This is a genomic window from Rhodoferax sp. LB1P47 (genome assembly GCF_056521445.1).
Window position 1 is genome coordinate 52066 of record NZ_JBWMAU010000009.1, and the last position, 25273, is coordinate 77338.

The 25273-nt window shown below is 62.9% G+C and carries 21 protein-coding genes and 1 riboswitch; of the genes, 7 read left to right on the top strand and 14 right to left on the bottom strand.

What is annotated here, in order from left to right; genetic code table 11:
• Positions 1-138 precede the first annotated feature (138 nt).
• Positions 139-2886: a methionine synthase gene (metH, locus tag AC0969_RS11780; RefSeq protein WP_479624332.1), complete on the bottom strand. Its 2748-nt coding sequence runs from the start codon at positions 2884-2886 to the stop codon at positions 139-141.
• 26 nt (positions 2887-2912) lie between these two features.
• Positions 2913-2977, bottom strand: a riboswitch (S-adenosyl-L-homocysteine riboswitch).
• A 162-nt stretch (positions 2978-3139) separates the two neighbouring features.
• On the opposite strand from metH, the gene AC0969_RS11785 reads away from it, so the two are divergent.
• The gene (locus AC0969_RS11785; RefSeq protein WP_479624333.1) at positions 3140-3748 is read left to right on the top strand and encodes a cyclic nucleotide-binding domain-containing protein; all 609 of its coding nucleotides are present in this window, start codon (positions 3140-3142) and stop codon (positions 3746-3748) included.
• A 10-nt stretch (positions 3749-3758) separates the two neighbouring features.
• Here the strand turns inward: AC0969_RS11785 and AC0969_RS11790 are convergent, their stop codons facing one another.
• The 4 genes from AC0969_RS11790 to AC0969_RS11805 all read right to left on the bottom strand — a co-directional run bounded on the left by AC0969_RS11790 (position 3759) and on the right by AC0969_RS11805 (position 7257).
• On the bottom strand, positions 3759-4187 hold the full coding sequence (locus AC0969_RS11790) for a PACE efflux transporter (RefSeq protein ID WP_479624334.1): 429 nt from the start codon (positions 4185-4187) through the stop codon (positions 3759-3761).
• A gap of 64 nt (positions 4188-4251) precedes the next feature.
• Entirely contained in the window at positions 4252-5250 is a 999-nt protein-coding gene (locus AC0969_RS11795; RefSeq protein WP_479624335.1) for a Gfo/Idh/MocA family protein, read from the bottom strand.
• Between the two features lies 1 nt (position 5251).
• The gene (locus AC0969_RS11800; RefSeq protein WP_479624336.1) at positions 5252-6313 is read right to left on the bottom strand and encodes a homocysteine S-methyltransferase family protein; all 1062 of its coding nucleotides are present in this window, start codon (positions 6311-6313) and stop codon (positions 5252-5254) included.
• 35 nt (positions 6314-6348) lie between these two features.
• Complete coding sequence (locus AC0969_RS11805) at positions 6349-7257, bottom strand: AraC family transcriptional regulator (RefSeq protein ID WP_479624337.1); 909 nt, start codon at positions 7255-7257, stop codon at positions 6349-6351.
• 91 nt (positions 7258-7348) lie between these two features.
• On the opposite strand from AC0969_RS11805, the gene AC0969_RS11810 reads away from it, so the two are divergent.
• Together AC0969_RS11810 and AC0969_RS11815 are read left to right on the top strand one after the other, a co-directional pair.
• Entirely contained in the window at positions 7349-8182 is an 834-nt protein-coding gene (locus tag AC0969_RS11810; protein WP_479624338.1) for an SDR family NAD(P)-dependent oxidoreductase, read from the top strand.
• Positions 8183-8430: 248 nt separating this feature from the next.
• The gene (locus tag AC0969_RS11815) at positions 8431-9825 is read left to right on the top strand and encodes a Fic family protein (protein WP_479624339.1); all 1395 of its coding nucleotides are present in this window, start codon (positions 8431-8433) and stop codon (positions 9823-9825) included.
• 252 nt (positions 9826-10077) lie between these two features.
• On the opposite strand, the gene AC0969_RS11820 is transcribed toward AC0969_RS11815, so the two are convergent.
• The 3 genes from AC0969_RS11820 to AC0969_RS11830 all read right to left on the bottom strand — a co-directional run bounded on the left by AC0969_RS11820 (position 10078) and on the right by AC0969_RS11830 (position 12229).
• Entirely contained in the window at positions 10078-10974 is an 897-nt protein-coding gene (locus tag AC0969_RS11820) for a helix-turn-helix transcriptional regulator (RefSeq protein WP_479624340.1), read from the bottom strand.
• 49 nt (positions 10975-11023) lie between these two features.
• Positions 11024-11872 carry a hypothetical protein gene (locus AC0969_RS11825; protein ID WP_479624341.1) on the bottom strand — a complete coding sequence of 283 codons (849 nt, stop codon included), beginning with the start codon at positions 11870-11872 and terminating at the stop codon, positions 11024-11026.
• 192 nt (positions 11873-12064) lie between these two features.
• The gene (locus AC0969_RS11830) at positions 12065-12229 is read right to left on the bottom strand and encodes a hypothetical protein (RefSeq protein ID WP_479624342.1); all 165 of its coding nucleotides are present in this window, start codon (positions 12227-12229) and stop codon (positions 12065-12067) included.
• Positions 12230-12565: 336 nt separating this feature from the next.
• Between AC0969_RS11830 and recQ the strand changes: the two genes are divergently transcribed.
• Complete coding sequence (recQ, locus tag AC0969_RS11835; protein WP_479624343.1) at positions 12566-14443, top strand: DNA helicase RecQ; 1878 nt, start codon at positions 12566-12568, stop codon at positions 14441-14443.
• A 110-nt stretch (positions 14444-14553) separates the two neighbouring features.
• On the opposite strand, the gene AC0969_RS11840 is transcribed toward recQ, so the two are convergent.
• The 5 genes from AC0969_RS11840 to AC0969_RS11860 all read right to left on the bottom strand — a co-directional run bounded on the left by AC0969_RS11840 (position 14554) and on the right by AC0969_RS11860 (position 17790).
• Entirely contained in the window at positions 14554-14760 is a 207-nt protein-coding gene (locus tag AC0969_RS11840) for a hypothetical protein (protein WP_479624344.1), read from the bottom strand.
• 92 nt (positions 14761-14852) lie between these two features.
• On the bottom strand, positions 14853-15407 hold the full coding sequence (locus AC0969_RS11845) for a DUF2062 domain-containing protein (RefSeq protein WP_479624345.1): 555 nt from the start codon (positions 15405-15407) through the stop codon (positions 14853-14855).
• Positions 15407-16369, bottom strand: coding sequence for a TerC family protein (locus AC0969_RS11850; RefSeq protein WP_479624346.1), 963 nt, complete (start codon positions 16367-16369; stop codon positions 15407-15409). The genes AC0969_RS11845 and AC0969_RS11850 overlap by 1 nt, the downstream gene beginning before the upstream one ends.
• A 34-nt stretch (positions 16370-16403) precedes the next feature.
• Positions 16404-16766: an HPF/RaiA family ribosome-associated protein gene (locus tag AC0969_RS11855; protein ID WP_479624347.1), complete on the bottom strand. Its 363-nt coding sequence runs from the start codon at positions 16764-16766 to the stop codon at positions 16404-16406.
• Between the two features lie 268 nt (positions 16767-17034).
• Complete coding sequence (locus AC0969_RS11860; RefSeq protein ID WP_479624348.1) at positions 17035-17790, bottom strand: SDR family oxidoreductase; 756 nt, start codon at positions 17788-17790, stop codon at positions 17035-17037.
• 132 nt (positions 17791-17922) lie between these two features.
• On the opposite strand from AC0969_RS11860, the gene AC0969_RS11865 reads away from it, so the two are divergent.
• From AC0969_RS11865 to AC0969_RS11875, 3 genes are all read left to right on the top strand, one after another.
• Positions 17923-18813 carry an AraC family transcriptional regulator gene (locus AC0969_RS11865; RefSeq protein ID WP_479624349.1) on the top strand — a complete coding sequence of 297 codons (891 nt, stop codon included), beginning with the start codon at positions 17923-17925 and terminating at the stop codon, positions 18811-18813.
• Positions 18814-19052: 239 nt separating this feature from the next.
• Positions 19053-20075: a LacI family DNA-binding transcriptional regulator gene (locus AC0969_RS11870; RefSeq protein WP_479624350.1), complete on the top strand. Its 1023-nt coding sequence runs from the start codon at positions 19053-19055 to the stop codon at positions 20073-20075.
• A gap of 21 nt (positions 20076-20096) precedes the next feature.
• The gene (locus AC0969_RS11875) at positions 20097-22550 is read left to right on the top strand and encodes a glycoside hydrolase family 3 C-terminal domain-containing protein (protein WP_479624351.1); all 2454 of its coding nucleotides are present in this window, start codon (positions 20097-20099) and stop codon (positions 22548-22550) included.
• A gap of 30 nt (positions 22551-22580) precedes the next feature.
• On the opposite strand, the gene gyrB is transcribed toward AC0969_RS11875, so the two are convergent.
• The gene (gene gyrB / locus AC0969_RS11880; protein WP_479624352.1) at positions 22581-25199 is read right to left on the bottom strand and encodes a DNA topoisomerase (ATP-hydrolyzing) subunit B; all 2619 of its coding nucleotides are present in this window, start codon (positions 25197-25199) and stop codon (positions 22581-22583) included.
• Positions 25200-25273 lie beyond the last annotated feature (74 nt).

Genomic DNA, 25273 nt, shown 5'->3' on the forward strand with positions numbered 1-25273 from the left:
GCTAGGTGGCGGCTAGGCGCCATGTACAAACTAAAGACACAGTCTCTTACAAAATGTAGCTAAGGACAAGCCTATTACCCCGCAGACCTACGCCCTGCGCCACGGGCACACCGTCCGCCAGGTTTGAGGAAGCAGCGCTTACAGGTTGGGGGCCAGGAAGCGCCGCAAATCTGCCTCCGGCACGCCCCGGCGCTGGGCCAGGTCTTTGAGCTGGTCTTCGCCAATCTTGCCGACGTTGAAGTACACGCTGTCTGGGTGGCCCAGCTGGAAGCCGCTGACGCTAGCCGCCGGCATCATGGCCAGGCTCTCGGTGAGCTCCATGCCGATGTCATGGCATTGCAGCAGCTTGAACATGTCTTGCTTGACGCTGTGGTCCGGGCAGGCCGGGTAGCCGGGTGCGGGGCGGATGCCGGTGTACTTTTCGGCAATCATGTCCTCAATGCTCAGCGCCTCTTGCGGCGCGTAGCCCCACAGGTCGGTGCGCACGCGGTGGTGCAGGCACTCGGCAAAGGCCTCGGCCAGTCGGTCGGCAATGGCCTTGAGCATGATGCTGGAGTAGTCGTCCAGCTCGGCCTGGAACTGCGCCTCTTTCTTCTCTGCACCCAGCCCGGCGGTGACGGCAAACAGGCCCGCGTAGTCGGCAATGCCGCTGGATTTGGGAGCCACAAAGTCGGCCAGGCAGCGGCTGGGGCGCATGACACCGTCAATTGCCTGCTTCTCGGCCTGCTGGCGCAGGCCGTGCCAGGTCAGGGCCACCTCGGTGCGGGATTCGTCGGTGTAGAAGGCGATGTCGTCGTCATTCACGCTATTGGCCGGGTACAGGGCGATCACGCCGTTGGCGGTGAGCCAGCGGCCTTCGATGGCGCGCTTGAGCATGGCCTGCGCGTCCTTGAACACGCGGCTGGCTTCCACGCCCACCACTTCGTCGGTCAGGATGGCGGGGTACGGCCCGGCCAGGTCCCAGGTCTGGAAGAACGGGCCCCAGTCGATGTAGCGGGCCAGCTCGGTCAGGTCGAAGTTCTTGAACACGCGCCGTCCTATGAACTTGGGCACTTTGGGGGTGTAGCCAGTCCAGTCGATCACGGTTTTATTGGCCCGGCATTTGGCCAGCGGCCACAGCGGGGTTTGCTTTTTGTTGGCGTGCTGGTGGCGCACCTTGTCGTAGTCGGCGTTCAACTCCGCTATGAAGTTTGCAGCACCATCCCCAAGCAGGCTCTGCGCAACACCCACACTGCGTGATGCATCGGGCACGTAGACCACCGGGCCGTCGTAGTGGTGCGCAATCTTCACGGCGGTATGCACGCGGCTGGTGGTGGCACCGCCGATCATCAGCGGGATCTTTTGGATGCGGAAGTGGTCGTCCTTTTGCATCTCGGCGGCCACGTACTGCATTTCTTCCAGGCTGGGGGTGATCAGGCCACTCAGGCCCACGATGTCGGCTTTTTCCAGCTTGGCGCGGGCCAGAATCTCGTGGCAGGGCACCATCACGCCCATGTTGATGACCTCGAAGTTGTTGCACTGCAAAACCACGGTGACGATGTTCTTGCCGATGTCGTGCACGTCGCCCTTCACCGTGGCGATGATGATCTTGCCCTTGGTCTTTACGTCGCGCCCGGCGGCTTCGTCCAGGCGCTTTTCTTCTTCGATGTACGGAATCAAATGCGCCACGGCAGACTTCATCACCCGCGCGGACTTGACCACCTGCGGCAGGAACATCTTGCCCTGGCCAAACAGGTCGCCCACGATGTTCATGCCTGCCATCAGCGGGCCTTCGATCACGTGCAGCGGCCGGCCGCCCTTGGCCAAAATGGCCTGGTAGGCCTCTTCGGTATCCGGCACGATGAAGTCGGTGATGCCGTGCACCATCGCGTGGCTCAGGCGCTGCTCTACCGTCACAAAGTGACCCGGCGTGCCGCGCCAGTCCAGGCGTTTGCTTTCGTCTTTGGCACCGCTCTTGGCGGTTTCGGCGATCTCGACCAGGCGCTCACCGGCATCGGGGCGGCGGTTCAGCACTACGTCTTCCACGCGCTCGCGCAGCACCGGCTCCAGGTCGTCGTACACGCCCACCATGCCCGCGTTGACGATGCCCATGTCCATGCCGGCGGAAATAGCGTGGTACAGGAACACGGTGTGGATGGCCTCACGCACCGGGTCGTTGCCCCGGAACGAAAAGCTCACGTTGGAGACGCCGCCAGAAATTTTGGCGCCCGGCAAGTTCGCCTTGATCCAGCGCACCGCCTCGATGAAATCGACCGCGTAGTTGTTGTGCTCTTCGATGCCGGTGGCGATGGCGAAGATGTTCGGGTCGAAGATGATGTCCTCGGGCGGAAAGCCCACCTCGTCTACCAGGATGCGGTAGGCGCGTTCGCAAATTTCGATCTTGCGCTGGTAGGTGTCGGCCTGGCCTTTTTCATCAAACGCCATCACCACGGCGGCTGCGCCGTAGCGGCGGACCAGCGTGGCCTGGTGCTTGAAAGCGTCCACGCCTTCTTTCATGCTGATGGAGTTGACGATGCCCTTGCCCTGGATGCAGCGCAGCCCGGCCTCGATCACCTCCCACTTCGACGAGTCCACCATGATCGGCACACGGGCGATGTCGGGCTCGCTGGCAATCAGGTTCAAAAACCGCACCATCGCCGCCTTGCTGTCCAGCATGGCTTCGTCCATGTTGATGTCGATCACCTGGGCGCCGTTTTCCACCTGCTGGCGGGCGACCGACAGGGCCTGGTCGAACTCGCCGTTCAAGATCATGCGGGCGAAGGCTTTGGAGCCGGTGACGTTGGTGCGCTCGCCGATGTTGACGAAGAGGGTGCCCTGGCCGATGGAGACGGGCTCCAGGCCAGACAACAGCATGGGGGGAACGGAATTTACGACGGCATCAAGCATGCGACTCACCTGTGGATGTGCGGGGGTTCAGGTGAGCGTCGTTAACAACCCAAGCCTGACGGGGACCAGCCCGCTGCAACGCTCCTTGGGAGGCCGCCATTTTAAGGGCCGGGGAAAATTTATAAGAAATAGGCCGCTAGCGCATATAAATCATGCGCATGCAGCTATACATTTAATAGCAACAAACATACCCAAGCGCTCCACATTGCCGCGCTGTGCTACAAGCCTGTTACACCTCACCTGAAACCCGACCATGTTCAAAAGCCTGTTTGACGGTATCAAAACCCAGCTTGCCCGGGCCCCCGAATCGCTGGAACCCCAAGAGCGCATGCGCAGCGTGCAGCATTCGGGTTCGGCCAGCCGGGCGGCCGAGCTGCTGATTGCGCCCACCGCGCTGATGCAGCTCAGTCCCGCCGAGGCGCTGGCCATCGTCAGCTACATGACCCCGCGCCGCATTCCCATGGACACCACCTTCATCCACGAGGGCGACAAAACCGAAACCGGCTACATGCTGCTGCTGTTGGAGGGCGAGGTGACGGTGGAAAACCTCGTCGTCAGCCGCCACCAGCCGGTGACGGTCAGCGTGCTCGGCCCCGGCAGCCTGATTGGCGAAATGGGCCTGATCGACGGCCAGGCCCGGCTGGCATCGTGCACCGCCAGCACCGACGTGACCTGCGCCATCCTGTCCCGCGCCGCGCTGGAAAAGCTCAGCCAGGACGACCCCCAAACCGCCGCCAAGCTACTGCTGGCCGTGTCGATGCGCATCGCCGAGCGCCTGCGCGACACCACAGAAAAGGTCAAGCGCTATAGCCAGCTGGTGCAAGCCATGCAGCAGGAAATCGACCACCTGATGCCCACTTGAGCGGCCTGCTTCAGGCCGCCTGCGTCGCGGAAATGGGCAACCCAAACACCCGGTCGAACACCCAGCTGAACACAAAGGTGTAGACCAAAAAGAACAGCAGCAGCCCCAGGTCCATCCACAGGGCATGCAGCCAGGTGGTGCCAAACCACCAGGCCATCAGCGGCACAAAAAATACCGTCAGGCCGCCCTCAAACCCAATGGCATGGGCCACCCGGCGCGCCACGCTGCGGCCACGTACGGTTTGGCGGGCTTCCCAGCGCTCGAACAGGGTGTTGAACACCAGGTTCCAGACGATGGCAATCGCCGACGTGGCCACCGCCACGATGCCCGCATCCTGCATGCCGTTGCCCGACATGCCCGCCAGCCCCAGCGTGGCCGCCACGATGGCGAACGCTTCGTACAGGGCGACGTAGACGACTCTTCTTCGGATGCCTTGCATTTTTATAAGAAAACAGCCTCTAGCGTAGGTAGCACCTGCGCAAACAGCTATTCATTTTGATGATTTACAAGACTTCCCAGCGGCCACTGCGTTGCGAGGCAAACAGCGCGTCGATGATCCGCATGTTCTGGATCGCGTCTTCCACGCCGTACTGCAACGTGGCCTCGCCCCGGATCGCCAGTGAGAACGCATCACCTTCCAGGCTGTACTGGTCGCAAGGCGCAAAGGTCTCCACCGTGGCGCTGGCACCGCCCAGCTGCTTGCCGCTGTCGATAAAGATACGGGTGGCCTCACCCTGCGGCGCGTTGAACGGAATCTCGATCTCCACCCGCTGCTGTGTACCTACCACCTGCACGCGCTGGTAGGGCGTGGACTGGGTGGACACGGTGAAGTTCAGCTGGCGCCCGCCGCCAAAGTCCAGCAGCGCGCTGAACGTGCGGTCTACGTTGAACGTGGGGTCGATGTCGGCCAGCGCCATCACGCGCAGCGGCTCGGCACCAAACAAAAAGCGCCCGGCCACGATGGGGTAGCAGCCAATGTCGAACAGCGCGCCGCCGCCCTTGGCCGCATCGTTGCGGATGTTGTCCGGGTTGCGGTTGAAGTACGAGAACCAGGCCTGCACCGAGCAGCGCTCGCCCAAAGCGCCGCTCTGCACCAGCTCCCGGGTGCGCAGCCACTGCGGGTGAAAGCGCACCATGAAGGCTTCCATGATGTGGACCTGGCCGGCCACTTCGCGCAGCTGCGCCGCCTCATCGGCGTTCAAAGCCATCGGCTTTTCGCACAGCACATGCTTGCCCGCGCGGGCGGCCGCCAGGGTCATGGGCACATGCAAGTCGTTGGGCAGGGGGTTGTAAATGGCCTCGATATTCGGGTCGGCCAGCAGCTCTGCGTAGGAGCCGTAGGCGGTGGGGATGCCCAGCGTGTCAGCCGCAGCACGCGCCGAAGGCAGCGAACGCGAGGCAATCGCCTGCACCTCGCACCACTGGCTGCGCATCAGCGCCGGGGTGACCTTTTCCATACCGATCTTGGCGGTGCTCAACACGCCCCAGCGTACTTTTTGCATATCAGGCTGCCTCTTGTTCGTTGGTTTCATCTTGGTAGAAGTACGCCCGCCGCACCCGCCCCGGCAGCGGCTTCACCGCGTCGTGGATGGCCGCAATGTGCTCCGGTGTGGTGCCGCAGCAGCCGCCGACGATGTTGACCAGCCCCTCGGCGGCAAACTCGCGCACCAGGGCCGAGGTGACGTCCGGGGTTTCGTCAAAACCGGTGTCGCTCATCGGGTTGGGCAGGCCCGCGTTGGGGTAGCAGCTGATGAAGGTGTCCGGGGCCACGCGGTGCAGCTCCTGGATGTAGGGGCGCATCAGCGCCGCACCCAGGGCGCAGTTCAGGCCGATGGCCAGCGGCTGGGCGTGGCGCACGCTGTGCCAGAAGGCGGTGACGGTCTGGCCGCTGAGGATGCGGCCCGAGGCATCGGTCACCGTGCCGCTGATGATCAGCGGCAGGCGCTGCCCTGAGTCGGCAAAGTATTCCTCCACCGCAAACAGCGCAGCCTTAGCGTTCAGGGTGTCAAAAATCGTTTCCACCAAAATCACGTCGCTACCGCCTTCGACCAGCGCCTGGGTCTGCTCGTAATAGGCTTTGCGCAGCTGCTCAAACGTGACGTTGCGTGCGCCAGGGTCGTTCACATCGGGGCTGATGCTGGCGGTTTTGGGCGTGGGGCCGAGTGCACCGCAGACGAAGCGGGGTTTGTCGGGCGTACTGTATTTGTCGCAGGCGGCGCGGGCGATGCGGGCGGACTGCAAATTCATCTCGATGGCCAGGTCGGCCATGTCGTAGTCCTCCTGGGCCACGGTGGTCGCGCCGAAGGTGTTGGTCTCGATCAGGTCGGCCCCGGCGGCCAGGTAGCCCTCGTGGATATCGCGGATCACGTCCGGGCGCGTCAGGCTGAGCAGCTCGTTGTTGCCCTTCACGTCCTTGTGGAAGTCTTTAAAGCGCTCGCCCCGGTACTGCGCCTCGCTGAGCTTGAAGCGCTGGATCATGGTGCCCATCGCGCCGTCGAGGATGGCGATGCGTTGCGCCAGGATGGCGGGGAGTTGCTGGGCGCGGGTGTAGGTAGGCGTTTTCATGAGAGTCGATTGTAGGAAACCTGACCGTGCGGGATTCACACCTCCAGCAACGGCCCCAAAGTCCGCAGCCGCACCGCATCGCGCAGCGGCGGCTGGCCGAACATGCGGGCGTATTCGCGGCTGAACTGGGACGGGCTCTCGTAACCCACGGCAAAGCCAATACTGGCCGCGTCGGCTTGGCCCGCCAGCAGCAGGCGGCGGGCTTCTTGCAGGCGGATCTGCTTTTGGTATTGCAGCGGGCTCATGGCGGTCACCGCCTTGAAATGGCGGTAAAAGGTAGAGGCCGTCATGTGCACCTGCTGCGCCACCGCCTCAATCCGCAGCGGCTCGGCGAAATGGCTGCGGATCCAGCCAATGGCGCGGCTGATATGCGCCAGGTGGCTGTGGGCCAAGGCGATCTGGCGCAGCATGGGCGCCTGCGCGCCGGTCAGCAGGCGGTACAAAATTTCGCGCTCAATCAGCGGGGCCAGCATGGGGATGTGGGCCGGGGTGTCCAGCAGCCGCAGCAAGCGCAGGGCGGCATCCAGCAGGTCGGGCGTGACCGGGCTGACGGCCAGGCCGGGCGATGGGGCTCCGGTGGGCTGGCTCGGCAAAGCCAGCAGCATCTCGGCCAGCACGGCCGGGTCCAGCGCCAGCGACAGGGCCAGATACGGCGCATCCGGGTGGGCCTGCACCACCGCGCCAGTCACGGGCAAGTCCACCGACACCACCAGGTACTGCCCGGCGTAGTAGTCCACCACGGTGTCGCCCAGCAGCGTGCGCTTGGCACCTTGCGCCACGATGCACAGCATGGGCTGGTAGACCACGCCCACGGGCAGGGTGGGGCTGTCGGCACGCACCAGCGAGACGCGCGGAATCGCGGTGGTGGTGCGGGTTTGCACGCAGTGTTGTGCAATCAAGGCGCACAGGTATTGCAGGGAGTTGGTGGGCGTGGCGGACAGCATGCGAGGATTATGCAAGAGCAACCCAGCATCAGGCTACCGGTGCAGAGGCCCGCGCGGGGATAGTCAAAGCCTTTACTACCCGGAGCTTTCCATGACTTTCCACCCCCAAACCTGGTTTATCACCGGCGCAGCACGCGGCATCGGCGCGCACACCGTGCAAGCCGCCTTGGCCGCAGGCCACCACGTGGTCGCCACGGCGCGCAACCACCGCAGCATCCCCACCGCCCACGACCGCCTGCTGGCGCTAGACCTGGACGTGGCCAACGCAGCCCAGGCCCAAGCCGCCGTGCAGGGCGCCGTGGCCCGCTTTGGCCGCATCGACGTGCTGGTCAACAACGCGGGCTACGGCCAGTTGGGCCTGTTTGAAGAAAACACGGCAGCGGACGCGCAAACGCAGTTCGCCACCAATGTGTTTGGCCTGTTCCACGTGACGCGGGCGGTGCTGCCGGTGATGCGCCAGCAGCGGGCGGGCCGGGTGTTCAACCTGTCGTCCATCGGCGGGATGCGGGGGGCCCAGGGTGCATCGCTGTACTGCGCTACCAAGTTCGCGGTGGAAGGCTTTTCGGAGTCGCTGGCCGAAGAGATTGCACCGTTTGGCATCCACTTGACGATCGTCGAGCCGGGCTATTTCCGCACCGATTTCCTGGACAACCAGTCGGTGCGCTACGGCGGCCAACCCATCGCCGACTACGCCGCCACATCGGCCCAGATTGCCGCCGCCTACGCGGCCCGCAACCACCAGCAGGCCGGCGACCCGGCGCGGCTGGCCGCCGTGCTGCTGCAACTGGCCGCCCACCCCGCGCCGCCGCTGCGCTTTGCGGCGGGGAGCGATGCGGTGGCAGTGATTGGGGCGAAGATTGAGGCGCTGCGGGCGGAGTTGGCGGCTTGGCAGGGGGTGTCGGTGACGACGGATGGGGGGTTTTGAGTTGCACGTCTAATAAGCCTCTAGCGCATATTCCACCAGCGCAAGCAGCTATTTATAGCAGAGCAAAGAATGGCCATCGCGCACGCCGCCAGGGCGGTGCGCTGGTGCCGATGCCTACAGGCGACGGGCGACGGCAAGTCACGGTGCTACCCAATTCCACTATCGCGCCACATTACTTGTCGCAATAAATTTATCGAGACACTTTAAATGTCGCGATACTAGGGTTTTCATGCCACAAAGCCAGGCCTATGCCCCGCGTCACCCCTCCCGCCGAGTTGGACCAACTGGTCGCGCTGATCGCCGAGCACCCTCGCGGCATCGGGATTGATGCCCTTGGGCAGGCCTTGGGCCACCGTTGGCTGCGCCGTAGCCTGCAGCGCCGATTGGCCCTATTGGTTGCGCAAGAGCGACTGCAGAAGCTGGGCGAGGCGCGTGCCGTGCGCTACATCTGCGCCCCGCGCAGCAGCGGCATGTCCAAAGACGTTGCGGCCAAGGACCAAACCGCCCCCGAGGTCTACGTGCCGACCTCATTCGCCGGGCAGGAAATCAAGGCCCATGTGCGCCAACCCCGCCTACTGCGCCAGCCTATTGGCTACCAGCAGGCGTTTCTGGAGCAGTACCACCCTAACCACACGGCGTATCTGCCGCAAGGCTTGCGGGACCAGCTGCACGCATTGGGCCGTTCGCCGGCAGACCAGACACCGGCGGGCACGTTTGCACGCGACATCCTCAACCGCTTGTTGATCGACCTGTCTTGGGCATCGTCGCAGCTGGAGGGCAATACCTACAGCCGTCTGGATACCGAGCGCCTGATCGAGTTTGGCCAAGCTGCCGAGGGCAAGGGGGCACTGGAAACCCAGATGATCCTGAACCACAAGCAGGCTATTGAATACCTGGTGCGCGACCCCGACCACGCCCGCCTAACACCCAGCACCATCATCGCCTTGCACGCCCTGTTGTCCGACGGTTTGATGGCCGACCCTAGCGCCTGTGGCCGCATCCGCACCAGGGCGGTGGAAATCGGTGGCAGCGTGTACTTGCCCGTAGCCTTGCCGCAGCGCCTGGAAGAACTGTTCGGCATCGTCATCAGCACGGCAGCGGAGATACGCGACCCTTTCGAGCAAGCCTTCTTTTTGATGGTGCATTTGCCCTACCTGCAGCCGTTTGAAGATGTCAACAAACGCGTTTCACGGCTCGCGGCGAATATCCCGTTCATCCGCCACAACCTGTGCCCTTTGTCCTTCATCGACGTACCGCAATCCGCGTATGTGGATGCCATGCTGGGCGTGTACGAACTGAACCGCATCGACTTGCTGCGCGACGTTTTTATCTGGGCCTACGAGCGCTCATGCCAGCAATACGTTGCCGTGCAGCAAAACCTGGTGCCACCGGACATATTTCGTCTGCGCCATCGGCAGACTTTGGGCGCGGTGGTCGCGGCCATAGTGCGCAGTGGTGAAGCCGCCACGGCCGCCACCGTCCACGCCAGAACACCCACAACCGTGGCAGACAGCGACACGGCGCATTTCACCACCTTGGTTCTGGACGAATTCAAAGCCCTGCACCCGGGGAATGCGGTGCGGTTCGGCATCGGGCCATTGGAATTCGCCGCCTGGAGAGATCTGCATGCGCTGGGCGGCTAGCCGACGCGGTCACCATAGCCCAGCCACAAGCCCCGCACTGGGTTATATATAAAAATAGCCTCTAGCGCATGTTCTACCTGCGCCAGTGGCTATGAATAGCAGAGCATCGCTATGCTTGTTTGCGATTGACGAGGTGCATTGCGTCAACCAGCGGGTGCCTGCACCATCCCCGAGTGCAAACACGGCTTGTAGGCAATTCGGAGAGATCAAAAAATTTTGATGGATTTTGAAATACTTCTGCCGCGCAGACTATTAAGTCAGATTCAGATAGGAGCGAAGAGTGCTCTCCAGATCATCTTGCAACCCTTCAGGGGAGACAATCTGAACGTTTGGAATCCAATAACGGACTATCGGAAAAACCTGGTTCACATGACCCACCTTGGCTGACAAAATGAGACTGCCATCGGCCAGTTCTCGTTCAATTTTTTGATTAGCCACCAGCTTTCGACGTTTGAAATAGCCTGCTGCTGCTTTGTTGACCCGCAACACAATTTCTATAGAAGTGTCGCTGACCCAGACTCCGTCTTCCGCCATTAATTGGGCGTCCACCGCTGGGTTATGGACGAATACAGAAGCGTTGAGCGCCAGCCGTTCCATTTTCGAGAATGAAAACGTCTTCAATTTATCGCGGTGCTTGGCTGCGAGATACCAAACCCCTTTATTGTTGATGAGCTTGTACGGCTCAACCGCATAGCATTTCAAGCCCTCTGCGACTTGGTATTCAAACTCCACCGTCCGATGTGCCACGATGGCCTGTTCCAACAGCTTGAAGCCATGCTCTTTCCCCCGCAAGTCTTCGTAGTGATGCCCCTTCACCAAAAACCCAGATTGCACGCGAGTGCCAAGCCGTTCACGCAAGAAGTCCTCGGACAGCACGGGAAACAGTCCCTTGACGCCGACCAAGCCAGCAAAATGCTCCACATCCTTCAGATTCAGCCTACCTAAATAGGCCGGTTTGAGCCGATATGTGCCATGTAATTGTTCTATCGGCAGGTAACTAAAACGCTCGTGGAGGTCGCGCTGAATGGTCCGAACATTGACGTTGAACTCTTGCGCAAGCGCCTTGGGTTCCAAGGATTCACCCTGGTTCAGCTTCGTAAGCATCATCGCCAAGCGACGTCCCAGCGTGTCATGTTTGGCAGCAGGCATAGAAAACGTTGGTTCGCGGGTCTGAAGTGGGCCTACTTTAGGAAAAGGCTTATTTCAGTGACGTCATATTGTCTGGGGCCGCGTCCGGGGTCTTCTTCCAACCCAATGCCTGCTTTGCTGAGTCGGCCAGGTTCGATGCCGCATCACCGGTTGTCCGGTACGCGCCTCTCAACGCCAACGAAGTCGTATCCGCCACTGCTTCCGCAGCCGCACTGGTCTTGTCCATGGCCACCTTCACCGCAGAGGAAGTATTGCCAATGACTGTCGCCGCAGTGTCCCCCGCGATTTTGGTGAGCTCGCCCGCCTTTTCGGCGGCGACAGTGACGTAGTCCGACATTTTTCCGGTCACGTCATACAGCGTTTTTCCAAATCGGCCCGCATATTCGCGGACGAGTGCCTTGAATTCCGCCAAGCTCTGCGAACTCATGAGCTCCTTGGTTTTAGAAATCAAAAACTGGACGACCGATTTGATGAGCTCGACGCCGATCTCCAGGCCGCGCGTGATGCTGTCAAGAATCGCGTCTTTCTGGGCTGCTCCTAACGCATTCCATCCGTAATAGATGGCGCCGACTGCCGCGCAGGTCATCGCAACTGGATTCGTGAAAGTGGCCGCCGTACCGAGCGTCACAACGGCGGAAAGGGTATTTCCCAGCAAATGTTGACCCAGCGCGATGACGATAACGGAGCTCATGTACCCGATACCGAAGCCCATCTTGGCACCGTCCATGACTTTTCCCGTCTGCGAGATCATCTCGTTGTCGGAGGCCTTCAATGTCCCGATATGCCCATCAAAGAATGCATTGATGGGGCCGGTTGCCCCATAGATACCGTAGATGACCTTCGTCATACCCTTGAGTGCGGCACTACCAGCCATCCCTGTTGCAAGTCCAAGCAGCATATTTCTCCAATTTCTAAATTTTTGAATCTTCGACCATTGATTGGCCACATACGGATACCGCGAATCCGCCAAAGGACGTGCTTTTGAAACGGATCACTGTAAACCATCCACCCCATCTGCCGGTAGGTGCAAATTGCAGAAAGACCGGCATCCCTTTCAATATTGCAGGTGCCTTCTGTATTGCCGTCGAATTCAATTTTTCACACATTTTTTCCAGATGAGAACGATGAGCAACACGGCCACGACGAAAATTGCAAGCTTGAAAGCTGCGACCAGAATGCTGAGCGAAGCCGAATACGCGCCAAATTTCACCAAGGCCGAGGCTAGACCAAATACCGTGAGTGCGATCCAAAACATAGTCCGTTCCTGTTTCATAAGTTAATGACGAAGCGGAGTATTGAGGGCGACAACGACAGGGTGTGTCGTTTTTTTCTTAACGCAGTATTTATTAACTCGCGGCAGCGATTGAATTGCCTTTTTTGAGACCGCCCTTGCGCCGCAGCTTGAGGTCGCGCGTTGACCTCATGTGCAAAGCAGCAGTCCAAAACAACGGGCCCCTATAGCCCGGCTGCAACGCCCACCAGCCCGGGCACAATAGCCCCCTACCACCAGCCCTGCGTTGGTTTACACGTCAAATAGGCCTCTAGCGCATATAGCACCTGCGCAAGCAGCTACAAATTACAGAGCACCCAATTGTCCTCGTCCCCCCTCGAAATCCTGCGTAAAACCTTTGGCTACGAGCAGTTTCGTGGTCCGCAACAGGCCATCGTCGAGCATGTGGTGGCCGGGGGCGATGCGCTGGTGCTGATGCCGACCGGCGGCGGCAAGTCGCTGTGTTACCAGATTCCGGCGATTGCGCGGCAGATGAACGGGCAGGGCATCACCATCGTGATCTCGCCGCTGATTGCGCTGATGCACGACCAGGTGGGGGCGCTGCATGAGGCGGGGGTGAAGGCCGCGTTCCTCAATTCCACGCTGAGTTTTGCCGAGGCGCTGGACGTGGAGCGCCGCCTGATGCGGGGCGAGATCACCATGCTCTACGCCGCGCCCGAGCGCATCAATACGCCGCGCTTTCTGGACCAGCTGGACGAGCTGCTGGCGCGCGGCCAGCTGAGCCTGTTTGCGATTGACGAGGTGCATTGCGTGAGCCAGTGGGGCCACGACTTCCGGCCCGAATACCGGGCGCTGACGGTGCTGCACCAGCGCTATGCCAGCGTGCCGCGCATTGCGCTCACCGCCACGGCCGACGCGCTGACCCGGGCCGACATCGTGGAGCGGCTGCAACTGGAAGAGGCCCAGCACTTCGTCAGCAGCTTTGACCGGCCCAACATCCGCTACACCATCGTCGAGAAGAAAGAGGCCACCCAGCAGCTGCTGCGCTTCATCCAGCGCGAGCACGCCGGGGCCGACTTCCAAGACGCCGGGGTGGTGTACTGCCAGTCGCGCAAGCGGGTGGAAGAAGTGGCCCAGACGCTGTGCGAAAACGGCATCAACGCCCTGCCGTACCACGCCGGGCTGGACACCAAACTGCGCCAAACCCACCAGGACCGCTTTCTGCGCGAAGAGGGCATCGTGATGGTGGCCACCATCGCCTTTGGCATGGGCATCGACAAACCCGACGTGCGCTTTGTGGCGCACCTGGACATGCCTAAAAACATCGAGGGCTACTACCAGGAAACCGGCCGTGGCGGGCGCGACGGCCTGCCCGCTGCCGCGTGGATGGTCTACGGCCTGCAAGACGTGGTCAACCAGCGCCGCATGATCGACGAGAGCCCGGCCAGCGAAGAATTCAAGCAGGTGATGCGCGGCAAGCTGGATGCGCTGCTGGGCCTGGCCGAGGCGACCGATTGCCGCCGGGTGCGGCTGCTGGCGTACTTCGGTGAAAAGTCCGCCCCCTGCGGTAACTGCGACAACTGTTTAGAGCCGCCGCAGGTGTGGGATGGCACCGAGGCGGCGCGCAAGCTGCTGTCCACCGTGTACCGCATCGGGCAGATGAGCGGCATCGGCTTTGGCGCGGGCCACATCATGGACATCCTGCGCGGTAAAACCACCGACAAGGTGAACCAGTTCAACCACAGCACCCTCAGCACCTTTGGCCTGGGCGCGGAGTACAGCGAAGTGCAGTTGCGCGGCGTGCTGCGCCAGCTGATCGCCATTGGCGCGGTGGCGGTGGACGCGGCGGCCTACAACACGCTGTGCCTCACCGAAGGCTCGCGCGCGGTGCTTAAGGGCGAGGTGCCGCTGATGCTGCGGGCCTCGGTATCCGGCCCGGCGCAGGGCAAACCCCGGCGAGAGAAATCCAGCGCCAAGTCCGCTGCCAAATCGGCCGTGGTGGCCTCCCTGGACGACACCGCCCAAACCCGCTTCACCGCCCTGAAAGCCTGGCGCGCCGAAGTCGCCCGCGAGCACAACCTGCCCGCCTACGTGATCTTCCACGACGCCACCCTGGCCGCGATTGCCGCCATCCAACCGCGCAGCCTGGGCGACCTGGAGGGCGTGAGCGGCATCGGTGCCAAAAAGCTGGAAGCCTATGGGGAAGAAGTGCTGCGGGTGTGCGTGGGCGCTACTTAAATCGTAGCTGCTAGCGCAGGTGATATATGCGCCAGAGGCCAATTTGGCATATAAAAATCAAGGTGCGTCTTCGGCATGCACCTTGGCAAAGGTCAAGATCACCTCACGGATCAGCTTGCGCTGCGGGGCCGGTAGCTGCAAAAACGCATCAAAGGTTTCGCGCTCCAGGTGGCCCGCACCGCGCCACTGGCCAGCGGGGCCAGCGCCCGCGACCCCGTGGGCTGGCTGACGCCCTGGGCGGCTTGCAGCTCGGCTGCCGACACCACGCTGCCGTACTGGCGCAGCGTTTGCAGGATTTGGGGGGTGAGCGATGCCATAAAAGCATCTATGATTGAATAGATAAATTATTCAATATTCTTAATTAATTCAATAACTTAACTTATTTATTGAATAGATACTTTTAGCAAAATCATCTACGTCGGCGCGCCCGCATGGCCAGCTGCCAGGCGCGCTTGATGGCCGGGGTCAGCCACAGGGTCTGCATGGTGGCATAGGCGATGGCGGCGAAGCCTGCGCCCATCAGCGGCAGGCCGACCAGCAGCGGCCAGCCCATAGCCTGCGCCCAAGCCAGCATGCCTTGCATCCAGTCGGCGCCCATGCTGGGCAGCGGCGGCAAGGTATAGGTGCCGGGCAGCACCCACTGCCCAAGCTGGAAAGCCAGCACGTACAGCGGCACGATAGTGAGCGGGTTGGTGTAGCAGGTGGCCAGCGCGCCCGCAATCGCGTTGCCGCGCAGCCAGGCGCACAGCACAAAGGTAGCAGGCACCTGTAGCGGCCCGGGGATCAGGCCGCAAAACATCCCAATGGCGACACCCAGGGCCAGCGGACGGCGGTTGAAGTCGAACACGTCGTGCCGGTCCAGCCAGGGCTTGGCCCGCTCTAGCATGGGGCCGTGCAGGTGGGCCAGCACCTTGGGCTCCAGTCCGCGTAGCCAGTGGCGTAGTCTTTGGGAGTAGCTGAGCATCAGTGTGCGGGGGGTCCAGGTTTGCGTGAGGTGACCAGCGAGGCCACGATGGAGGCCGCAATCAGCGCTGCCGTGACCAGCAAGGCATAGCCAATCGGAATTTTGACCAGGTCAATCAGCAGCATTTTGCCGCCAATGAAGACCAGCACCAGCGCCAGGCCGTAGGCCAGCAGGTGGAAGCGGTCCGCCAGGTCAGCCAGCAAAAAGTACAGCGCGCGCAGGCCCAGAATGGCAAAAATGTTGGCGGTGAGCACGATGAACGGGTCGCTGGTAATGGCGAAGATAGCCGGGATGCTGTCTACGGCAAAGATCAGGTCGGTAGTGCCAATCAATACCAGCACCACGAACATCGGGGTGTAGTGCTTTACGCCGTTGACCAGCGTGGTCAGTTTTTCGCCATCGAACTGGGGGGCGATCTTCATGCGGCCACGCAGAAAGCGCAGCACCGGGTTGTGGGCAATATCGGGCTCCTTGCCCGCTGCCAGCCACATCTTGGCACCGGTAAACACCAGGAACGCGCCGAACACATACAGCAGCCAGTGGAAGGTGGCCAGCAACCAGGCACCGGCCAGGATCAGGATGGCCCGCAGCACGATGGCGCCGATGATGCCGGTGATCAGCGCCCGCTTCTGGTACTGGGGAGGCACGCCAAAGTAGCTGAAGATCATCAGGAATACAAAGATGTTGTCCACCGACAGGCTCTTCTCCACCAGGTAGCCGGTGATGAACTGCATCGACACGGTGTTGGCCACCACTCGCCCCTGGTCAAAGTCCAGGTAAGCCCATAGCAGGGCCACGAACACAAAGGCCAGCGAGAACCACAGCAGGCTCCAACCGGCAGCCTCTTTCATGGTGACCTGGTGCGCGCCCTGGCGCTCCATCACCCACAAATCGATACCGATGGCTACCACCACAAAGACGGCAAAGCCGACCCACATCCACCAGGTTCCGATGGTTTCCATACGCTGGTCCTCCGCTGCGTTGACGCAAAAATGTTTAAGAGCTGGTGCCTAGGTCCGTGCGGGCCATTGCCAGGCGCTTGAGGGGCTGGGCATGCTGCGGGCGAGACTGCTGCAGATGTTTGACCACGCGGCTGACGGCGCGGCGAATGGCTGCTTGCAGCGCGGCAACCCAGTCGCTCGCCGTGGTTTTGACCACGATGCTGCCACGGTTGCGCAGGTGCAGTTGCACCTGGCATTGCTTGTCCACACCGCCGCGCGGGCCGTTGGCATCGCGAAAGCTGACCCGCACGGTGTCGATGAGCCAGGCCATACGGCGCAAGGCAAAACGCAGCCGCTGGTCGCTGTCTGCGCTGAGTTGTTGGGTGTCTACGCCTTGGGTTTCCACAATGATGTGCATGTTGGCTCCTGGATGGGTATAGATAAGCGGTCGTTCAGACCAAGGGTGTGTTGCCTTCCGATAAAGGATCGGCGAACAAGCGAAATTCTAAAAACCCAACCGTTCGTAAAAAACATTCTTAAACCATAAAGACACTTCGTAATTTACGATGTATTTTTCCCTAGGCCTGGCGGAAATTAAGAAGCCAAAATGGCTGCTTGCGCTACAGCTATAAGCGCAAGCAGCTATGCTTTTTATCAAGCAGACAAAGCAAGATACCCCGTGCGGATCAGATCCCCTGCCCGCCCGACACCTCGATGCGCTGCGCGTTGACCCAGCGGTTGTCTTCGCCCAGCAGGCTGGCAACCATGGGGCCAATGTCGTCGGGCAGGCCCACGCGGCCCAGGGCGGTGATCTGGGCGATGTGCTGGTTGATGGCCGGGGTGTCACGCACCGCGCCGCCGCCAAAGTCGGTTTCGATCGCGCCAGGGGCCACGGTGTTGACGGCAATGCCGCGTGCGCCCAGCTCTTTGGCCAGGTAGTTGGTAAGCACCTCTACCGCGCCCTTCATGGCGGCGTAGGCGGCGTAGCCGGGGTAGTTCAGGCGCGTCAGCCCGCTAGAGAAGTTGACGATGCGCCCGCCATCGGCCAGCAGCGGCAGCAGGGTTTGCGTCAGGAAGAACACTCCCTTGAGGTGCACGTTGACCAGGCTGTCGAACTGCGCTTCGGTGGTGCTGGCGAAGGGCGCAAATTCGCCGTGGCCCGCGTTGTTGACCAGGTGGTCGAACGTGTCGCGCTGCCAGGTGGTGTGCAAGGCGGTGCGCAACTGATCGGCAAAGGCGGCGAAGGTGCCGACCACGCCGGTGTCGAGCTGCAAAGCCACCGCCTTGCGGCCCAGCGCCTGGACTTCGGCGACGACGGCCTGTGCCTCGGCACTGCGGCTGTGGTAGGTGACGATGACATCGCCACCGCGCCGCGCAATGCTGAGGGCGGTGTTGCGGCCCAGGCCCCGGCTGGCCCCGGTGATGAGGGTGATTTTCTGCATACGAAAGCTCCTGTTGTGTGAGGCATTCAGTGTCTGGCGCGGGGGCGGGGCGTGGTTGCCTGTTGCGCGGCGATGCTTGCCCGATCCTCCAAAAACCGGCCTTAGACCCGCGCAACCGGATACGCTTGCTGCATGACCACACTCCTCCACTCCGTGGGCCGCTATGCCGAGGCCCACCCCCACCCCAGCGGGCTGGCCCCCACGCCCATTCCCGGCCTGATCGTGGCGCGCGCCACCGAGCCCAGCGGGCTGATGCACGCGGTATCGCAGCCCATGCTGTGCCTGGTGGTGCAGGGCAGCAAGCTGGTGACCACGGGCGCGCAGTCGTTTGCGTTCAGCGCGGGCGATTCGCTGCTGATCACCGCCGACGTGCCCACCGTCAACCAGATCACCCGCGCCAGCGCCGCCGCGCCCTATCTGTCGCTGGTGCTGGCGCTGAACTTGGCGGTGGTGGCCGAGCTGGCGGCGCAGATGGGCGCTGCGCCGGGGGCCGACCATGCCCCGGTGCGGGTGGATGCCACCGAAGTGGAAGTGGCCGACGCAGCGCTGCGGCTGATGCGCCTGCTGGAGCGCCCGGCCGCCGTGCCGGTGTTGCAAGCCCCGTTGGTGCGCGAGCTGCACTACTGGCTGCTGGCCGGGCGGCACGGGGCCGCTATCCGCCGCCTGGGCTGGCCGGACGGGCACGCGCCCCGGGTGGCACGGGCGGTGGCGGTGCTGCGGGCCGACTTTGCGCAGACCCTGCCGGTGGAGCGGCTGGCGGCGGTGGCAGGGATGAGCCCGTCGTCTTTCCACCAGCACTTTCGCCGCAGCACCTCGCTGTCGCCGCTGCAATTCCAGAAGCAGCTCCGCCTGATCGAGGCGCGGCGGCTGATGCAGTCTGAAGGCGTGAGCGCCAGCAGCGCCGCCTTTGCGGTGGGCTATGAGAGCGTGCCCCAGTTCACCCGCGAGTACGGCCGCCTGTTCGGCCTGCCACCGGTGCGGCACACCGAGGCGGCGCGGAGCCAGGTGCGGGCAGCGGCTTGAAATGCTCTATTTTTTATAGCTACTTGCGCTTATTTAATATGCGCTAGAGACCTATTTCGTATATGAACTATTGTCCCCGGGCTCCAGCCCCCATCCCAACCTTCCCCCGGCGGGGGAAGGGGCCAGACAGGTCCATCCACACGCCCTAGGGTTTTCCGCAGTGCCCGGTCCCCGGCGGTGGGTGGTAAATTTCGCATCCACTGTGGAACCGGTTCCACATAGATAAGAATGCAGGACGAATGGCCACCATCAAGGATGTTGCAAAGTTAGCGGGCGTGGGCGTGGGCACGGCGTCGCGGGCCCTATCGGGCAAGGGTGCGGTGTCGGCCGATGCGGTGGCCAAGGTGCAGGCGGCGGTGCAGGCGCTGGACTTTCGGCCGTCCAACGTGGCGCGGGCGCTGTCGCTCAAAACCCTGGGGATGGTGGGCGTGTACGTACCCGAATTCGGCGGACCGTTCATCTCCCCGATCCTGAACGCCATCGATGCCGAATTGCGGGCCGTGGGCCGCCACATGGTGGTGGCCAGCGGCTGCGGCCAGGGCGATGCCCGCCAGCAGGCGCTGGAGGGCGTGGAGTTTTTGGTGCAGCGCGAATGCGACGGCATGCTGGTCTTCAGCAACCACCTGCTAGAGGCCGATTTGCAGGCGCTGCACCGGCGCTTTCCCCGCGTGGTGCTGCTCAACCGCCAGAGCCCGGCCCTGGGTGAGGGCGCGTTTTATGCCGACCACGCCCTGGGCGGGCGGCTGGCGGCGCGGGCGCTGCTGTCGCAAGGCCACCGTGCCATTGCCACCATCCAGGGCGCGCTGGACGCCCCCGACAACGCGCAACGCATGCAGGGCTTTTATGCGGCGCTGGCGCAGCACGGCATCACCATCCCATCCGCCCACCGCATGGACGGCGGCTTCACCTTTGCCAGCGGCCACGCCGCCGCCACCCGCCTGCTCAAACGCAAGGACCGCAGCTTCACCGCCGTGTTTTGCGCCAACGACGTGATGGCGATGGCGGCTATTTCGCGCTTCACCCAGGCAGGGCTGCAGGTGCCGCAGGACGTGTCGGTGATCGGCTACGACGACACCGATGTGGCCACCTACACCGCCCCGCCGCTGACCACCGTGCACATCCCTATCGCCCAGTTGGGGGCGCAAAGCTGCCGCCACCTGCTCAACCAGTGCTACGGGCTGGCGCTACCGGTACAGCGCGACTTCGCACCGCAGGTGGTGTGGCGCGCATCGGTGGGCCCCGGCCCGCACCCCGGCATCTAAACAACCCCAAGAGACCACACCATGACCCCCCACATCGAATCCCTGCTCGACCAAATGACGCTGGAGGAGCAGGTGGGCCTGCTCGCCGGAGCCGACTTCTGGACCACCGTGCCCGTGCCGCGCCTGGGCGTGCCCGCCATCAAGGTGACCGATGGCCCCAACGGCGCGCGCGGCGGGATCTTCAAAGACGGCCCCACGACGGCCTGCTTCCCTGTCGGCATCGCCCTGGCTTCCACCTGGAACCCGGCGCTGATCGAGCAAACCGGCGCGGCCCTGGGCACCGAGGCCAAGTTAAAGGGTGCCAGCGTGCTGCTGGCCCCCACCGTCAACCTGCACCGCACGGTACTGAATGGCCGCAACTTCGAATGCCATTCCGAAGACCCCTGGCTCAGCTCTGAGCTGGCCGTGGCCTATGTGCGCGGCGTGCAAAGCACCGGCGTGGCCGCCACCATCAAACACTTTGTGGGCAACGACAGCGAATACCAGCGCATGACCATGAGCTCCGACATCCCCGAGCGGGCCCTGCGCGAGCTGTACCTGCTGCCGTTTGAGCGGGCCGTCAAAGAGGCACATGTGATGGCCGTGATGACCGGCTACAACCGCCTGGACGGCATTTACGCTGCCGACCACCAGCGTCTGCTGCAGCAGGTACTGCGCGACGAATGGGGCTTTACCGGCCTGGTCATGTCCGACTGGATGGGCCTGCACAGCACGGTAGAAGGCGTGCTGGCCGGGTGCGACCTGGAAATGCCCGGCCCGGCGGTGGAGCGCGGTGCCAAGCTGGTGCAGGCGGTAAAAGACGGCCTGCTGCCCGCCGATGCTGTGCGCGCCTGCGCCCGCCGCGTGCTGCAACTCATTGAGCGCGTGGGGGCCTTTGCCAACCCCGGCATCCCCGCCGAACGTGCCGACGACCTGCCCGCCCACCGTGCGCTGATCCGCCGCCTGGGCGCTGAGGGCGCGGTGCTGCTCAAGAACGATGGCCTGTTGCCGCTGGCTCCCAAAGCGGGCCAAACCGTGGCGCTGATCGGCATCGCCGCCGTCACGCCCCAGGCGATGGGCGGCGGCAGCGCCACCGTCAACGCGCACTACCGCATCGCCCCGCTGGCGGCCTTGCAGGCGCAGTGCCCGGGGACCACCTTCACCCACCACGCCGGGGCCGACATCCACCGCTACGTGCCGGTGCTGAACGCGCCTATGCAGCTGGAATTTTTCAACAGCCTGGACTTCAGCGGCCCGGTGGTCTGCCGCCAAACGGTACCCAACACCGAGCAGCTATGGATCGACACCGTGGATGCAGCCGTCACGGCCGATGCCTTCTCGGCCCGCGCCACGCTGCGCTTTGTGGCCGCCGAGGCGGGTGAGCACCAGTTCTCGCTGGCCAGCGCGGGTCTGAGCCGGGCCTTCATCAACGGCGACCTGGCGGTGGATGCCTGGAGCGGCTGGAGCCGGGGCGACACCTACTTCACCTTCGGCTGCAACGAGGTGCGCCACAGCCGCATGCTGGCCCCGGGCGAGGTGTGCGAGGTGGTGATTGAGTACAGCACCGGCACGCCCGAGTCCACCCCCATCCACGCCCTGCGCTTTGGCGCGTACCGCGTGCTGGGCGAGTCCGACATTGCCGCCGCCGTGGCAGCCGCCGCCCAAGCCGATGTGGCCGTGGTGTTTGCCGGGCTCAACGCCGAGTGGGACAACGAAGGCCTGGACCGCAGCGGCATCACCCTGCCGCACAGCCAGAACGCCCTGATCGCCCGGGTGGTGGCGGCCAACCCGCGCACCGTGGTGGTGTTGCAAACCGGCTCCCCCGTCGCCCTGCCATGGCTGGCCGACATACCCGCCGTGCTGCAAGCCTGGTACCCCGGCCAAGAGTGCGGCAACGCCATCGCCGACGTGCTGCTGGGCGCGGCCGAACCCGGTGGCCGCCTGCCGCAAACCTGGCCGGTGGGGCTGGAGGACACGGTGGGTTTTGGCAACCCCCTGCACTACCCCGGCGTGGACGGCCACGTGGTGTACGACGAAGGCGTGTTCATTGGCTACCGGCACTACCAGCAGAAAAATATCGCCCCGCTATTCCCCTTCGGCCACGGCCTGTCGTACACGCAATTTCGCTATGGCGCGCTGCGCCTGGCCAGCACCGAGTTACAGCCCGGCGGCGAACTGCTGGTGGAGATGGACGTGCACAACGTCGGCAGCCGCGCCGGGCAAACCGTGGTGCAGCTCTACGTGGGCCACACCCGCGCCAGCCAGCCCCGCCCGGCGCAAGAGCTGAAAGGCTTTGCCAAGCTGAGTTTGGCCGCAGGCGAGACTGGCACGGCCCGGTTCCGGCTGGGTATGCGGGCGTTTGCGTTCTATGACGTAGCCCGCGCCGCCTGGGTAGCCGAGGCGGGGGACTACCAGGTGCATGCGGGCACCTCGGTGGAGGCGCGGATTGCTTCGGCGGAGGTGACGTTGGGCGGGGATTGGGTGCAGGCGGTGTAGGCACAACCCCAGTGTGGGGTTGCGTGCTAGTTAAACGTCGATATTTCCGGCCCGCAACGCATTCGCTTCAATGAATTCGCGGCGTGGCTCCACCTCGTCGCCCATCAGCATGGTGAACACGCGGTCGGCTTCGATCGCATCGTCAATCTGCACGCGCAGCAGGCGGCGCACGGTGGGGTCCATCGTGGTTTCCCAGAGCTGGGCGGGGTTCATTTCGCCCAGACCCTTGTAGCGCTGGCGGCTGGTGGCATGTTCGGCTTGGGCGATGAGCCAGGCCATCGCTTGGCGGAAGTCGCTGACCTTTTCTTCCTTCTGGCGCTCACCTTCACCGCGCATGACCTTGGCACCGTCAGAGAGCAAATCTTTGAAGGTGTTGGCGGCTTCGGCCAGGGCGGCGTAGTCGGAGCCGTGCACGAAGTCTTGCGTAAGCACACTGCTCTTGATGTTGCCGTGGTGGCGGCGGCTGATGCGCAGGATGGGCTTGTCGGTGCGCACATCGAACTCACCCGCCACTTCGGCATCGGGCAATCTAGCTTGCAAGGCGGCAGCGGACACTTCCGCATCGGCCACGGTGTCCAGGTTCAGCGCCACGCCATCGGCCACCGAGCGCAGGGCTTCGGCATCCATGAAGTTTTGCAGGCGGGCGATGACGGCCTGGGCCAGTTGGTGCTTGCGCGCCAGCTCGGCCAGGGTGTCGCCGCTCAGGGTCGTGCCGTTGGCACCACCGGTGTAGACCGAGGCATTCACCAGTGCGATGCGCAGCAGGAAGCCGTCCAGGGCGCTGGCATCTTTCAGGTACAGCTCTTCCTTGCCGGCCTTGACCTTGTACAGCGGTGGCTGGGCGATGTAGATGTGGCCGCGCTCCACCAGTTCGGGCATTTGGCGGTAGAAGAAGGTGAGCAGCAGGGTGCGGATGTGCGCACCGTCCACGTCCGCGTCGGTCATGATGATGATGCGGTGGTAGCGCAGCTTGGCGACGTTGAAGTCGTCGTTGCCGGTGGTGCCACCGGCCTTGCCGATACCGGTGCCCAGGGCGGTGATCAGCGTCAAGATTTCGTTGCTGGTCAGTAGCTTTTCGTAGCGGGCTTTTTCCACGTTCAAAATCTTGCCGCGCAGCGGCAGGATGGCCTGGAACTTACGGTCGCGGCCCTGCTTGGCGGAGCCACCGGCGGAGTCGCCCTCGACGATGTAGATCTCGCACATGGCGGGGTCTTTTTCCTGGCAGTCGGCCAGTTTTCCGGGCAGACCCATGCCGTCGAGCACGCCTTTGCGGCGGGTCATGTCGCGGGCCTTGCGGGCGGCCTCTCTAGCGCGGGCGGCTTCGATGATTTTGCCGACGATGATCTTGGCATCGGCCGGGCGCTCTTGCAGGTAGTCGTGCAGCAGGCGGCTGACGATGTCTTCCACCGGGCCGCGCACTTCGCTGCTGACGAGCTTGTCTTTGGTTTGGCTGCTGAATTTGGGCTCGGGCACTTTTACGCTGAGCACGCAGGTCAAGCCTTCACGCATGTCGTCGCCGGTGACTTCGACTTTGGCTTTTTTAGCCAGTTCGCTGTCGTCGATGTACTTGTTGATAACCCGCGTCATGGCGGCGCGCAGGCCGGTCAGGTGGGTGCCGCCGTCGCGCTGGGGAATGTTGTTGGTGAAGCACAGCACTTGCTCGTTGTAGCCGCTGTTCCACTGCATCGCCACTTCCACGCCGATGTTGGTGTTTTGGTCGCTCTGGCGGTCGCCCATGGCGTGGAAGATGTTGGGGTTCAACACCGTCTTGCCCTTGTTGATGAAGTTCACAAAGCCCTTCACACCGCCCGCACCCGAGAAGTCGTCTTCTTTGCCGCTGCGCTCGTCTTTGAGGCGGATCTTCACGCCGTTGTTCAAAAAGCTGAGTTCGCGCAGGCGCTTGCTCAAGATTTCGTAGTGGAAGTCGGAGTTAGTCTGGAAGATTTCCAGGTCGGGCGCAAAGTGCACTTCGGTGCCGCGTTTTTCGGTGTCGCCGATAACCTTCATGGGCGAGACTTCCACGCCGTTCACGGTTTCCAGCAGGCGGTTTTGCACAAAGCCCTTGCTGAATTCCATCACGTGGACTTTGCCGTCGCGGCGGATGGTCAGGCGTAGCATTTTGCTCAAAGCATTCACGCAGCTCACGCCCACGCCGTGCAGGCCGCCCGACACCTTGTAGCTGTTCTGGTTGAACTTGCCGCCCGCGTGCAGCTCGGTCAGGGCGATTTCAGCGGCCGAGCGTTTGGGCTCGTGCTTGTCGTCCATCTTGATGCCGGTGGGGATGCCGCGCCCGTTGTCCACCACGCTGATGGAGTTGTCGGAGTGGATGGTGACCAAGATGTCGTCGCAGTGGCCGGCCAGCGATTCGTCGATGGAGTTGTCTACCACTTCAAACACCAAATGGTGCAGGCCGGTGCCGTCCGAGGTATCGCCGATGTACATGCCGGGGCGCTTGCGTACCGCCTCCAGGCCTTCCAGAATCTGGATCGAACCTTCGCCATAGGCTTCGGTAGCCCCGGCCTGGTTGGTGTCGATGGTGGGCTGGAAGTTGGAGCTGTCGGCCGTGCTGTCGCCCGTGTTCACCGCTTCCATAGATTCGGCATCGGTCGGGGCAGAAGGGGTCGGGACAGGCGTGTTTTCTTCGGTCATGGCGTGCGGTGCAGGTGGGGGGACAGTGCCCCCGAAACTGAATTTACAAAGGAAATATGCCTCTAGCGCTTATA

Coding starts and splice junctions, on each gene's coding strand:
- metH (WP_479624332.1), bottom strand. CDS start 2,886: ATGCTTGATGCCGTCGTAAATTCCGTTCCCCCCATGCTGTTGTCTGGC.
- AC0969_RS11785 (WP_479624333.1), top strand. CDS start 3,140: ATGTTCAAAAGCCTGTTTGACGGTATCAAAACCCAGCTTGCCCGGGCC.
- AC0969_RS11790 (WP_479624334.1), bottom strand. CDS start 4,187: ATGCAAGGCATCCGAAGAAGAGTCGTCTACGTCGCCCTGTACGAAGCG.
- AC0969_RS11795 (WP_479624335.1), bottom strand. CDS start 5,250: ATGCAAAAAGTACGCTGGGGCGTGTTGAGCACCGCCAAGATCGGTATG.
- AC0969_RS11800 (WP_479624336.1), bottom strand. CDS start 6,313: ATGAAAACGCCTACCTACACCCGCGCCCAGCAACTCCCCGCCATCCTG.
- AC0969_RS11805 (WP_479624337.1), bottom strand. CDS start 7,257: ATGCTGTCCGCCACGCCCACCAACTCCCTGCAATACCTGTGCGCCTTG.
- AC0969_RS11810 (WP_479624338.1), top strand. CDS start 7,349: ATGACTTTCCACCCCCAAACCTGGTTTATCACCGGCGCAGCACGCGGC.
- AC0969_RS11815 (WP_479624339.1), top strand. CDS start 8,431: ATGCCCCGCGTCACCCCTCCCGCCGAGTTGGACCAACTGGTCGCGCTG.
- AC0969_RS11820 (WP_479624340.1), bottom strand. CDS start 10,974: ATGCCTGCTGCCAAACATGACACGCTGGGACGTCGCTTGGCGATGATG.
- AC0969_RS11825 (WP_479624341.1), bottom strand. CDS start 11,872: ATGCTGCTTGGACTTGCAACAGGGATGGCTGGTAGTGCCGCACTCAAG.
- AC0969_RS11830 (WP_479624342.1), bottom strand. CDS start 12,229: ATGTTTTGGATCGCACTCACGGTATTTGGTCTAGCCTCGGCCTTGGTG.
- AC0969_RS11840 (WP_479624344.1), bottom strand. CDS start 14,760: ATGGCATCGCTCACCCCCCAAATCCTGCAAACGCTGCGCCAGTACGGC.
- AC0969_RS11845 (WP_479624345.1), bottom strand. CDS start 15,407: ATGCTCAGCTACTCCCAAAGACTACGCCACTGGCTACGCGGACTGGAG.
- AC0969_RS11850 (WP_479624346.1), bottom strand. CDS start 16,369: ATGGAAACCATCGGAACCTGGTGGATGTGGGTCGGCTTTGCCGTCTTT.
- AC0969_RS11855 (WP_479624347.1), bottom strand. CDS start 16,766: ATGCACATCATTGTGGAAACCCAAGGCGTAGACACCCAACAACTCAGC.
- AC0969_RS11860 (WP_479624348.1), bottom strand. CDS start 17,790: ATGCAGAAAATCACCCTCATCACCGGGGCCAGCCGGGGCCTGGGCCGC.
- AC0969_RS11865 (WP_479624349.1), top strand. CDS start 17,923: ATGACCACACTCCTCCACTCCGTGGGCCGCTATGCCGAGGCCCACCCC.
- AC0969_RS11870 (WP_479624350.1), top strand. CDS start 19,053: ATGGCCACCATCAAGGATGTTGCAAAGTTAGCGGGCGTGGGCGTGGGC.
- AC0969_RS11875 (WP_479624351.1), top strand. CDS start 20,097: ATGACCCCCCACATCGAATCCCTGCTCGACCAAATGACGCTGGAGGAG.
- gyrB (WP_479624352.1), bottom strand. CDS start 25,199: ATGACCGAAGAAAACACGCCTGTCCCGACCCCTTCTGCCCCGACCGAT.